At 73.5% G+C, this 12181-nt stretch carries 10 protein-coding genes; 1 reads left to right on the forward strand and 9 read right to left on the reverse strand.

Annotated elements, in window-relative coordinates:
- Positions 1-33: 33 nt before the first annotated feature.
- The 7 genes from FB462_RS13430 to FB462_RS13460 all read right to left on the reverse strand — a co-directional run bounded on the left by FB462_RS13430 (position 34) and on the right by FB462_RS13460 (position 8415).
- Entirely contained in the window at positions 34-1455 is a 1422-nt protein-coding gene (locus FB462_RS13430; RefSeq protein WP_259550163.1) for an LLM class flavin-dependent oxidoreductase, read from the reverse strand.
- Positions 1456-1567: 112 nt separating this feature from the next.
- Complete coding sequence (gene sufU / locus FB462_RS13435; RefSeq protein ID WP_058742676.1) at positions 1568-2014, reverse strand: Fe-S cluster assembly sulfur transfer protein SufU; 447 nt, start codon at positions 2012-2014, stop codon at positions 1568-1570.
- The gene (locus tag FB462_RS13440; RefSeq protein ID WP_188868826.1) at positions 2011-3312 is read right to left on the reverse strand and encodes a SufS family cysteine desulfurase; all 1302 of its coding nucleotides are present in this window, start codon (positions 3310-3312) and stop codon (positions 2011-2013) included. Before FB462_RS13440 ends, sufU begins: the two co-directional genes overlap by 4 nt.
- A gap of 60 nt (positions 3313-3372) precedes the next feature.
- The gene (locus tag FB462_RS13445) at positions 3373-3585 is read right to left on the reverse strand and encodes an antitoxin (RefSeq protein ID WP_058742677.1); all 213 of its coding nucleotides are present in this window, start codon (positions 3583-3585) and stop codon (positions 3373-3375) included.
- Positions 3586-3709: 124 nt separating this feature from the next.
- Entirely contained in the window at positions 3710-5020 is a 1311-nt protein-coding gene (locus FB462_RS13450) for a chloride channel protein (protein WP_114849795.1), read from the reverse strand.
- 109 nt (positions 5021-5129) lie between these two features.
- Positions 5130-7352: an alpha-galactosidase gene (locus FB462_RS13455; RefSeq protein ID WP_141862392.1), complete on the reverse strand. Its 2223-nt coding sequence runs from the start codon at positions 7350-7352 to the stop codon at positions 5130-5132.
- A 79-nt stretch (positions 7353-7431) separates the two neighbouring features.
- Positions 7432-8415, reverse strand: a complete 984-nt coding sequence (locus FB462_RS13460; protein WP_058742680.1) for a magnesium and cobalt transport protein CorA — start codon at positions 8413-8415, stop codon at positions 7432-7434.
- Between the two features lie 135 nt (positions 8416-8550).
- Between FB462_RS13460 and FB462_RS13465 the strand changes: the two genes are divergently transcribed.
- Positions 8551-9375, forward strand: a complete 825-nt coding sequence (locus FB462_RS13465; RefSeq protein ID WP_229666658.1) for a tryptophan-rich sensory protein — start codon at positions 8551-8553, stop codon at positions 9373-9375.
- Positions 9376-9530: 155 nt separating this feature from the next.
- On the opposite strand, the gene ald is transcribed toward FB462_RS13465, so the two are convergent.
- Complete coding sequence (gene ald, locus FB462_RS13470) at positions 9531-10628, reverse strand: alanine dehydrogenase (protein WP_141862394.1); 1098 nt, start codon at positions 10626-10628, stop codon at positions 9531-9533.
- 123 nt (positions 10629-10751) lie between these two features.
- Positions 10752-12140, reverse strand: a complete 1389-nt coding sequence (locus FB462_RS13475) for an FAD-binding oxidoreductase (RefSeq protein ID WP_141862396.1) — start codon at positions 12138-12140, stop codon at positions 10752-10754.
- Positions 12141-12181 lie beyond the last annotated feature (41 nt).

The raw sequence follows: 12181 nt of genomic DNA on the forward strand, positions 1-12181 counted from the left end.
GACCACTGTACGACCGCCGCGCGGGACCGCCGGTCAGACGGCCGACCGGGCGCCGATCCGGTAGCCGGCGCCCCGGTGTTCCTCGGGCAGCCGGTCGCCGCGGCCGTGCAGCTTGTGGCGCAGCGACCCCGCGACGTAGGCCTCGGGGTAGGCACCGCGGGCGCGGAGCTCGGGGATGACGAACTCGATGACGTCCTCCCAGGTCCCCGGGGTCACGGCGTACGCCAGGTTGAACCCGTCGACGTCGGTCTCCCGCTGGATCTCGACGAGCCGGTCCGCGATGGTTGCTCCGCTGCCGACCTCGACCGGGCCGAGTCCGCCGATCGCGGTCTGGCGGGCGATGTCCCGGACGGTCCAGTTCGCGCCGTCCTCGCCCGTCGCGGCGGACAGGTTCGCGGCCGCCGACTGGATCGCGTTCGACTCGATGTTCCCGAGGGGCTCGTCGAGGTCGTACTGCGACAGGTCGACGCCCATCCACCCGGAGTTGAGCACGAGCGCGCCTTCCTCGGACGCGTAGGACAGGTAGTCGCGGTGCTTCGCCTGCGCGGCCTCGTCGGTCGCGTCGGTGATGACCGTCAGGAGCGTGTAGATCTTCGCGGCGTACCGGTCCCGCCCGGCGGCCTCGAGCGCGTCGCGGATCTTCCGGACGGTGGCGGCGAGCTGCGGGAGCGTGGGCGCGCCGACGAACACGGCCTCGGCGTTCTCCGCCGCGAAACGCACGCCCCGCGGGGACGCCCCGGCCTGGTACACGACGGGGCTCCGCTGCACCGAGGGCTCGGAGAGGTGGATGCCCGGGACGTCGAAGTGCTGCCCGTGGTGCTCGATGGGGTGGACCTTCGCCGGGTCGGTGAACACCCCGGACGTGCGGTCCTCGACGACGGCGTCGTCCTCCCACGAGCCCTCCCAGAGCTTGTAGAGGACCTCGAGGTACTCGTCGGCGACGTCGTAGCGGTCGTCGTGCGACAGCTGGTCCGTCTGGCCCATGTTCCGCGCGGCGCTCGGCAGGTAGCCCGTCACGACGTTCCAGCCGATGCGGCCCTTCGTCAGGTGGTCGAGCGTCGAGATGCGGCGGGCGAACGGGTACGGGTGCTCGTACGCGGTACCGGCGGTGATGCCGAAGCCGAGGTGCTCGGTGACGGCGGCCATCGCGGACACGAGCAGGATCGGGTCGTTGACCGGGACCTGCGACCCGGTGCGGAGCGCGGCCTCGTTCGAGTCGCCGTACACGTCGTAGGTGCCGAGCACGTCCGCGATGAAGATGCCGTCGAACGTCCCGCGCTCGAGCGTCTTCGCGAGCTCGGTCCAGTACGACAGGTCGTTGTAGTGCCGCGAGCGGTCGCGCGGGTGCCGCCACAGTCCGGAGGACTGGTGCGCGACGCAGTTCATGTCGAACGCGTTGAAGCGGATCTGCCGGGTCGCGGTCTCACGGGGCTCGGTGTCGTTCGTCGAGGTCACGTCGCGAAGCTACGTCGCGCAGCGCCGTCCGTCACGGACGGTGACGTTGCGTGACGCTGCAGGACGCCACCGGCGGCTGTCGGAGACCCCTGCCCACCGCCGGGTCCGACGCTCAGGCGGCGGACGCCTCGCGCACGGCGGCCTCGGCGGCGACCCACGCGAGCATGCCGCACTTCACACGCATCACGAACTTCGAGACGCCGTGGAACGCCACGAGGTCCTCGAGCACGTCCTCGTCGGGCTCCCCCGCCCCGCGCGAGCGCATCATCGTCCGGAACGCCTCGGTGAGCTCGAGCAGCTCGGGGACGGTCCGCCCGGGGGCCATGTCGGCGAGGACGGAGGCGGACGCCATCGAGATCGAGCACCCGTCGCCCTGCCACCCGATCGCCGCGATGCGATCCGTGCCGGGCTCGAGGCGGACGCTGACGGTGATCTCGTCGCCGCAGGTCGGGTTCCGCTCGAAGTGCGACGCATCGGCGTCGTCGAGCACGAGGTCGCCGTGCCGGGCCTTGGCGTGGTCGAGGATGACCTGCTGGTAGAGCGAGTCGAGGCCGTTCACGAGGATGCTCCGAAGTAGTCGCGGACCTCGGCGACGGCCGCGAGGAACCGGTCGACGTCCTCGTCGGTCGTGTACACGTACGTGCTGGCGCGGCTCGTGGCGGTCAGGCCGAGCCGGCGGTGCAGCGGCTGGGCGCAGTGGTGGCCGGAGCGGACCGCGATCCCCTGCGCGTCGAGGTACTGGGAGACGTCGTGGGCGTGCACCCCGTCGACGTCGAACGCGACGAGCCCGGAGCGCGGGACCCCGACGGGCGGTCCGACGACGCGGATGCCCGGGACCGCGGCGAGGCCCTCGAGCATGCGCTGCGCGAGCGTCTCCTCGTGGTCGCGCACCCGGTCCGTGCCGATCCGCTCGAGGTACCGGACGGCCTCGGCGAGCGCGACGGCCTGGGACACCGGCTGCGTCCCCGCCTCGAACCGCTCGGGCGCGGGCATGAAGTCCGACGACTCCATCGTGACGGTGGTGATCATCGAACCGCCGGTGCGGAACGGCGGCAGGGCGTCGAGGAGCTCCTGGCGGCCCCAGAGCACGCCGATGCCGTTCGGTCCGAGCATCTTGTGCCCGGAGAACGCCGCGAAGTCGACGTCGAGCGCCCCGAGGTCGAGGGGCCTGTGCGGCGCGGACTGGCAGGCGTCCAGGACGACCAGGGCGCCGTGCTCGTGCGCGGCGGCCACGACCTCGGCCACCGGCGCGATCATGCCCGTGACGTTCGAGACGTGCGCGAACGCGACCACCCGGGTGCGCGGCCCGATCAACGCGACCATGTCCGCCGCGGTCCAGGTGCCGTCGTCGGCGACCGGCACCCAGCGGAGCGTGGCACCGGTCAGGGCGACGAGCTCCTGCCACGGCACGAGGTTCGCGTGGTGCTCGGCCTCGGTCACGAGGACCTCGTCGCCCGGGCCGATGCGGAAGCGGTCCGCGGTGGCTCCCCCGCGACCGCGGCTCGCGTTGGCGATGCCGTACGCCACGAGGTTGAGGGCGTCGGTGGCGTTCGCCGTCCAGACGACCTCCGACGGCGAGGCCGCCCCGACGAAGCGCGCGACGGTGGCACGGGCGTCCTCGTAGGCGTCGGTGCTGAGCGCCGCGAGCGTGTGCGCGCCGCGGTGCACGGCCGCGTTGTCGGTCTCGAGGAACCGGCGCTCGGCGTCGAGCACCTGCACGGGGCGCTCGGCCGTCGCCCCGGAGTCCAGGTAGGCGAGCGGGTGACCGTTGACCTGTTGTTGGAGGATCGGGAAGTCCCGCTTGATCGCGGCGACCTCGGCGTCGGTCAGCGGCTGGTTCGGAGCGGGGACGGTCACCCCACAATCGTGGTCCGTCTCCGCCCCCGCGTCCAATCGCTACGAGCGGAAGTGCCGGTCCTACTGGTTGCCGATGTGCTTGTCGGCCTGGTCCCGCGCGCCGTCGATCTTGTCGTCGTACTTGCCGCCCGTTGCCTTCTTCACCGCGTCCGCGACGCCGTCGAGGATCTTGTCGCTGACGTCCTCGGCCTTCTCGCTCTTCAGTGCGTCCTGCACCTTGCCGTCCTGCAGGAACTGCTGTGCCTTCTTCGTGATGTCGTCGAACCCGGCCATGGCGGTCTCCTCGTGGTCGTGCGGGACCCCTCGCCCCGCGGTGCCGCCGATGCTAATCCGGGCAGCGGTCGGTGTCCGGGCCGGACGGAACAGGCGTCCGCAGCCCCGGTCGGGTCGTGCGGGTTCAGGCCATCTGGGCGCTGCGGCGGCGTGCGAGCAGGTACCCGACGGCGACGGAGCCGGTGATCGCGAGGAGCGACGGCACGAGGATGTCCGTGCCCTGCTGGGTGAACTCGACGACGAGCACGAGCGCGGTGAACGGCGCCCGCATCGTCGTGGCGAGGAAGGCCGCCGCACCGACGAAGGCGAAGGCCGCCAGGCTCGGGCCGTCGGCGGGCCAGAGCAGGATCCACGCCCCGCCGAGCGCGCCACCCACCGCCGAGCCGATCGCGATCGAGGGCGTCAGGGTGCCGCCGACCGCGCCGGCGCCGATCGTGGCCGACGTGGTGATGGTGCGCAGGACCCCGAGGAGCAGCAGGAACAGGATGGGCGACAGCCCCGCGAAGTCCGGGGACGACGAGGTCGCGTTCATCGCCACGAGCCCGAGCGCCCGGCCGTTGCCGAGGATCTCGGGGAACGGCACCGCGATGAGGCCGACCATCGCGAACACGACCGGCAGCACGACGAGCAGGTGCCAGCCCTTCGGCGCGGTGGCCTGCAGCCGGTTCGTCAGCTTCACGAACCCGACGCCGGCGAACCCGAGGAGCGGGCCCACCACGACCGCCCACACCAGGAGCGACGGCGTGAGGTGCATCGACGGCACGTGGTAGAGCACCTCGTCCGGGATCACGAGCCGTGCGGTGACCGCGGCGACGGCACTCGTCGCGAACGCCGGCAGCGCCGTCGCGAACGTGAGCTCCCCGAGCAGGACCTCGACGGCGAACAGCGCCCCGCCGAGCGGCACGTCGTAGACCGCGGCGAGACCAGCGGCCGCGCCGCAGGCGACGAGGATCTTCGTCTCGCGCGCGGTCAGGCCGGCCTTCGCGGTGACGAGCTGCGCGAGCCACGCCCCGATCTCCCGGGGCGCGACCTCCTTCCCGATGGAGGCGCCGAGCCCGACCGCGAGGATCTGCACGCCCGCGTTCGCAATGGTCGACAGGGCTGGCATCCGCTTGCCGCCGACGGCCGCCGGCACCGACACGACGGGCTTCGCCCACCGGCGGAGCGCCCACCACGCGACGCCGGTCAGCACACCGGCCGCGGCGAGCGCGGCGAACCGGTTCCAGCCGGAGGGCGCGTCGGCCGCCTCGAGGTGCCCGCCGAAGGGGTACCCGAAGGCGACGAACTGGATGAGCTGGAGCGCGAGCCACACGCTGATGCCCGCGACGCCGCCGGCGACGCCGACGAGCGCGGTGATCACCGCGAGCTTGACGGCCCAGCGTGCACTCCCGGCGACCGGCGTGGACGTGCGTGTCGCGTTCCCGGTCTGCGGCATGTCCGGAAGCCTAGCGGCCGCCGGAGCGGTCCACTGCCGGCCTGGAGGATCGTGGCGGAGCCCGCCACGATCCTCCAGGCCGTCCCGTGTCGGGCTGGCGCGTCCCGGGTCAGACGGCCGTCACGCGGAACGGGACCACGCAGTCCGCGGGGAGCAGCGGGACCTCGAGGCCGACGGTGCCGAGGACGCGGCCGGGGAACCGGCGCTCCCCCGCCCACCACGACGGCGGGTTCAGCAGGTGGTCGGGGCCGCGGAACACCGGGTCGACGCGGTAGGTGACGCCGGGGTCGAGGTCGCGGAAGCGCATCGGTCCGGTGCCCGACACCTCGGAGCGGCCCGTGCTGACGAGGAAGAACAGTGCGTCCCGACGGTCCGGCGCGACGACCCCGTACACGAGGCGCGTGGGGTCGACCTCGTCGTTCCGGACGAGGTCCCCGCCGTGCAGCAGGCCGCGCCACTCCCGGTGGAGCGCGATCCAGTCGGCGAGCGTCGCCTCCTCCTCCGGGGTGGCCTGGGTGAGGTCCCACTCGATCCCGAAGTGCCCGATCATCGCCGTGCCCGCGCGGAACGACACGTCGTGGTGGCGTCCGGTGCTGTGGCTCGTGCCGCTCGCGACGTGCGCGCCGAGGAGCTCCGGCGGCAGCAGCTGCTGCGTCCACCGGTGCATCTGCTGCCGCTCGAGCGGGTCGATGTCGTCGGACACCCAGACGCGGTCGGTGTGCTCGAGGACGCCGAGGTCGACGCGTGCCCCACCGGAGGCGCAGGCCTCGATCTCGAGCGCGGGGAAGCGCTCCTTGAGCGTCGCCATGAGCCGGTAGGCGGCCTGGGTCTGCTCGTGCACGGCGGCCCCGCCCCCGCGGTGCCCGGCCTCGACCAGGTCGCGGTTGTGGTCCCACTTGACGTAGTCGATGCCGTACTCGCCGATGATCGCGGTCATCCGGTCGAGGACGTGTGCGAAGGCCTCGGGGATCGCGAGGTTGAGGACCTGCTGGTCGCGGGAGCGCACCGGCAGCCGCCCGTCGGCCTGCATGATCCACTCCGGGTGCGCCCGGGCGAGGTCGCTGTCCTCGTTCACCATCTCGGGCTCGAACCACAGGCCGAACTGCATGCCGAGGGCACGGACGCGGTCGACGATCGGGCCGAGGCCGTCCGGCCAGACGCCCTCGTCGACGTACCAGTCGCCGAGTCCGGCGTGGTCGTCGCGGCGGTGACGGAACCAGCCGTCGTCGAGCACGTACCGCTCGACGCCGAGGCGCGCGGCCCGCTCGGCGAGCTCGGTCAGCTTGGCGAGGTCGTGGTCGAAGTAGACCGCCTCCCACACGTTGATCGTGACCGGGCGCGGCGACGTCGGGTGCTGCGGTCGGCTGCGGAGCCAGCGGTGGAAGCGGCGCGCCTGGTCGTCGAGGCCGTCTCCGTACGCGGCGTGGACCCACGGCCCCTCGTACGTCTCCCCGGTGCCGAGACGGACCTCGCCCGGCAGCAGGAGCTCCGAGCCACCGGCCACCTGGCGTCCGGTCGACAGGCGCTCGGCGTAGTGCCGGTGGTTGCCGCTCCAGGCCGTGTGCACACCCCAGACCTCACCGGACGCGAACCCGAACCCGGGGACGCCGACGCTCAGCACGGTCGCGGCGTCCGGACCGGTGCGCCCCTTGCGGCTGTCGCGCTCGTGCGTGCCGACGACGAGCTCCCGGCGCTGCGGGGTGCGCTCCTTGCCCCAACGGCCGGCGAGGTCGAGGACCTCGCGGGCGCGGGACGGGACAGGGAAGGCGACGGTCAGGTCGTCGACGGTGTAGGTCCCCGCGGCGGTGTTCGTGACGGCGGCCCGGGCGCGGACGAGTCCGGACGCGAGCAGCTCGACGGTGACGCGGACGGCGAGCCCGGCGGTGCGGTCCTCGGCGTCGGCCGTGACGGTGCCGCCCGTGCCCGTGCCCGCGTCCGTGCCAGCGCTCGTGCCCGTGCCCGCGTCGTCGCGTCCGTCGTCCCCGTGCAGCCGCACGTCCAGGGCCGTCACGGTGAACGCGGGCGACCAGTCCCGGCCGTCACGGTGTCCGGCGAGTCCGGGGCGCCCGCTCCACCCACGGTGCGGTTCGGGCAGGACCGCGAGCCGGACCGGCACGTCGGGCTCGTTCTGCGCCACCGGCGGCACCGCGGCGGCGGCCAGGGCGACGAGGGCGTCCTCGTCGAGGGCGCCGAGCCCGGCCCCCCAGTGCACGATCGCCGGCAGCGCGGCATCGCGGCAGTCGAGCACGAGGGACACGCCCCCTGCGGTCAGGTGGACGATCCCCGGCGTCGGGGAGCTGGTGGTCGTGGTCGCTGCGGTCTGGGTCGGCATCGTTGCTCCGGTCGGCGTCGTCGGCAGGACGAGCCTCCCCGCCTGGGAGCGCTCCCGCAACTCGACGCGCGCGCTCGGGTCAGAACCAGCGCTTCACCTTGAACACGACGTACAGGACGGCGGCGAACAACACCATCGCGACGATCGACAGCGGGTAGCCCCACGTCCACGACAGCTCGGGCATGTGCGTGAAGTTCATGCCGTAGATCGCGGCGATGAGCGTCGGGGCGAACAGGATCGCCGCCCAGCCGGAGATGCGCTTCGTGTCGTCGTTCTGCTTCTGCGCCGCCAGGGTCGAGTCGACCGTCAGGGCGTTCTGCAGCAGGGAGCGGAACGTGTCCAGGCGCTCGACGGTCCGGATCGCGTGGTCGAGCACGTCCCGGAAGCGCCGCTGCATCTCGACCGGCAGGTGGTACTTGTCGGCGCCGCGGTGCAGGTTCTCGATCATGCCGATGAGCGGACGGGCGGCCCGCTGGAAGTCGACGACCTCGCCGAACAGTTCGTAGATGCGCTTCGAGACCCCGGGGACGCCGGAGAACAGCTGGTCCTCGATCTGGTTGATGTCCTCCTCGAGGCCGTCGATCACGGGCGCGTACCCGTCCACGATCGAGTCCATCAGCGCCCAGAGCTGCGCCTGCGGCCCCACCGTGACCAGACCGGGCTTGCCGCTCATCCGCTGCAGCGCGCGCGGGACGGCCTGGGGACCGCGGGGGTCGGCCGGCACGACCGCGAGGAAGAACGACTCCCCCACGAAGGCGTGCACCTCGCCGAACTCCACTTCCTCTCGGCCGTCGTGGTACACGGCGGGCTTCAGCACGGCGAAGAGCGTCGATCCGTACCGCTCGAGCTTCGGGCGCTGGTGCCCCTCGGCGGCGTCCTCCACCGCGAGCTCGTGCAGCCCCAGGGCCACCGCGACGTCCCCGAGCTCCTCGGCGTCCGGGCGGTGCAGCACGATGCACGCGCTCGCACCCTGGTCGCCGATCATCCGGAAGGTCGTCTCGAGCGAGGGGCACACGATCGGGGCGATCCGGTCGACGTAGACGGTGTTGAGCTCGACGGTCACGAGGCAACCGTACGCACCACGCACGGCCGACGTGCCGGACGCGGGGCGTGCCTCCCGGCCGTGGCCCGTCCCCCGCCCGCTGGACGCGCGCTGCGCGCGGGGGGCGACCACGCGCCTACCGTGCAGGTCATCAGCATGCTGACGAAGGGAGTGGTCATGGGCAAGGCCTGGAGGATCGTGGTCGCGGTGAGCGCGGTCGTCGCGGTGGTCGGCGCGTTCGTCGGGTCCGGAGCGGTGGTGGGCACCCCGATCCAGGACGCGGCCGGCGGGGCGCTGTCGGCGTCCTCGACCGCCATCGCGCCGGACGGACCGGCGTTCTCGATCTGGAGCGTCGTCTACGTCGGGCTGCTCGCGTACGCGGTGCGGCAGTGCTTCCGGACCGCCGACGACGCGCGGCACGCACGGCTCGCGCTGCCCGCGACGCTGTCCCTGCTGCTGAACGCCGCGTGGATCCTGTCCGTGCAGTTCGGGGCGCTGTGGCTGAGCGAGCCGGTCATCGTCGCGCTGCTCGTGGTGCTCGTGTGGACGTTCGCGGTGCTGCGGCGGACCACGGCGTCGGGCGTCGTCGAGCAGGTGCTGACCGACGGGACGTTCGGGCTGTACCTCGGGTGGGTCTGCGTCGCGACGGCGGCCAACACCGCGGCGGTGCTCGCGGCGGCCGGGTTCGAGGGCTTCGGTCTCGGCCAGGACGTCTGGGGCGTGGTCGTGGCGCTCGTCGCCGGGCTCGTCGGGGTGCTCCTGGCGGTGTGGGGCGGCGGACGACTGGCCCCGACGGTGTCGCTCGCGTGGGGCCTGGCCTGGGTCGCGGTCGGGCGGCTCGACGGGCCGCTCGTGTCCGTGCCGACGGCCGTGGCCGCGGTGGTGTCGATCGCGGCGGTCGTGCTCGTCACCCTCGTGGTGCGCACCCGCGTCGGGTGGGTCGGGGCGCGCCGCGGCGCGGGCGCCGCGCGGGTGGCGTAGGCCGCGCCGGGGCGGCGTAGGCCGCGCCCCGCCGGACACCTTTCGCGCTCAGCGACAGTTCACGGGCTCGTGAGCCCGTGAACTGTCGCTGAGCGCGTGAACCGGCACCGGCCACCGCGCGCGGCGCGACCACGCCGCGCACGCCGTGCGGCGCGCTACCGCGCGGCCGCCAGCCCGTGCGCGGCGGCCACCGCCTCGTTCACGACGCGGCCCGCGTGCACGTTCAGCCCCTTCGCGAGCGCCGGGTCCGCCTCGGTCGCCCGCTCCCAGCCCTGGTCGGCGACGGCGAGGGCGTACGGCAGCGTCGCGTTCGTCAGCGAGATCGTGCTCGTGCGCGGCACCGCCCCGGGCATGTTCGCCACGCAGTAGTACACGGCGTCGTGCACCCGGAAGGTCGGGTCGTCGTGGGTGGTCGGCCGCGAACCCTCGAAGCACCCGCCCTGGTCGATGGCGATGTCGACGAGCACCGAACCCTCGCGCATGCCGGCGACCATCGCGTCGGTCACGAGCTTCGGCGCCGAGGCCCCGGGGATGAGCACCGACCCGATCACCAGGTCCGCGTCACGCAGCGCCTCGGCGATCGCGTGCGACGAGGACCGCAGCGTCGTGATGCGGCCGTCGAAACGGGCGTCGAGCGCACGGAGCCGCGGCAGGCTGATGTCGAACACGGTGACCTCAGCGCCCAGGCCGAGCGCCATCGTCGCCGCGTGCTCGCCCGCGACGCCACCGCCGATCACGACGACCCGGCCCTTCGGCGTCCCGGGGACCCCGCCGAGCAGCAGGCCGCGGCCGCCCGCGGTGCGCATGAGCTGCGCCGCGCCGACCTGCACGGACAGTCGTCCGGCGATCTCGGACATCGGCGAGAGCAGGGGTAGCGACCGGTCCGGCAGCTGCACGGTCTCGTAGGCGATCGCGGTCGCGCCGGACTCCACGAGCGCCGACGTGAGGGGGCGGTCGGCGGCCAGGTGCAGGTACGTGAAGAGCACCTGCCCGGGGCGGATCGAGGCGTACTCCGACGCCACGGGCTCCTTCACCTTGAGCACGAGCTCGGCCCGGGCCCAGACCTCGGCGGCGGTGTCGACGACCATGGCCCCGGCGGCGCGGTACTCGTCGTCGCCGAAGGACGACCCGGTGCCGGCGCCGGCCTGCACGAGGACCTGGTGGCCGTGCAACGTCAGCTCACCGACCCCCGCCGGCGTCGCCGCGACGCGGTACTCGTTGTTCTTGACCTCTGTGGGGACGCCGATCAGCATCACGGACTCCTTCGTGGGCGGTGCAGGTACGACCACGATGCGCTCTGGTTCGTTACGGGCGCGTTTCCGCCGAACATCTGCGCGATGGTACGCCGTTCGGTGCGACGAGGTTCGGCGGACGGGTCAGATCGCCTTGCCCGGGTTGAGGATCCCGAGCGGGTCGAACATCGCCTTCACACCCCGCTGCAGGTCGAGGACGTCGTCACCGAGCTCGTCGCCGAGCCACCGCCGCTTGAGCACCCCGACACCGTGCTCACCGGTCAGCGTGCCCCCGAGGTCGATCGCCGCGCGGAACAGCTCGTCGGCCGCGGCCCAGACGTGCGCGGGCACCTCGTCCCCCGCGAAGACGAAGTTCGGGTGCAGGTTGCCGTCCCCCGCGTGCGCAACGGTCGGGATCGCCACGCCGTGCCGGCGCCCGATCGCCTCGACCCGCTCGAACATCTCGGCGAGCCGGCTCCGCGGCACCGCGACGTCCTCGATCAGCACCCGGCCGCGCGCCTCCATGGCCGGGTGGAAGGACCGTCGGACGGTCAGCAGGCGCTCACGTTCCACGGCGGACGTCGCGTGGTGCACGGTGCCGCCCTCGGCCTGGAGGCGCGGTGCGGCTCCCAGCGCGGCCTGCGCTGCGTCCGGCCCGTCGAACTCGACGAGCAGGAACGCCCCGTCCGCCGAGCTGCTCCCGAGCGTCTCGGTCAGCACCTGCGGTCCGAGGTGCGCGGCGATGCCCGCGAGGGCGGCCGCGTCGAGCAGCTCCACCGTCGACGGCCGGCTCGCGCCGGTCACGACGGCCGCGGCACCCCGGGCCGCGTCGGCCACCGTCGGGAACACCGCCCCGAGCGTCGCGGGCGCTCCGGCCGGCAGCGGCACGAGTCGGACGGTCGCCCCCACGACCACCCCGAGGGTGCCCTCCGATCCGACGAACAGCGCCGTCAGGTCGAGGCCGGTGACGCCCTTGACCGTGCGGCGTCCGGTGGAGACGAGCCGGCCGTCCGCCAGGACCACGTCGAGTCCGAGCACAGCCTCGCGCGTCACGCCGTACTTGACGCAGCGCAACCCGCCGGCGTTCGTGGCGATGTTGCCGCCGACGGTCGAGATCGCAGCGCTGGCGGGGTCCGGGGCGAAGCGCAGACCGTGCGCGGCGACCGCGGCGTCGAGCGCACCGTTCAGCACGCCTGGCTCGACGACGGCGTACTCGTCGGCGACCGAGACCTCGATGATGCGGTCCATCCGGGCGACGCTGAGCACGACGGAGCCCTCGGTGCCGTTCGCGCCGCCGGCCAACCCGGTGCCGGCGCCACGCGGGACGACCGGCACCCGCGCCGCGGAGCAGGTCCGGAGCACGGCCTGGACGTCGGCGACCGACCGGGCCTCGACCACGGCGACCGGCCCGCCGGGTGCGGTCCAGCCGGACTTGTCGGTCCGTGCGGCGTCGAGCACCGCCGGGTCGGTGCGGACGACGGTGCCGTCCGGGTCCGCGAGGGCGGAGCGGAGGGCGGTGACGACGGTGTCCATGCCCGCCACGCTACCGAGCCGTGCGCCGCCGACCGAGCACG

This window comes from Curtobacterium citreum (genome assembly GCF_006715175.1).
Taxonomy (GTDB): domain Bacteria; phylum Actinomycetota; class Actinomycetes; order Actinomycetales; family Microbacteriaceae; genus Curtobacterium; species Curtobacterium citreum.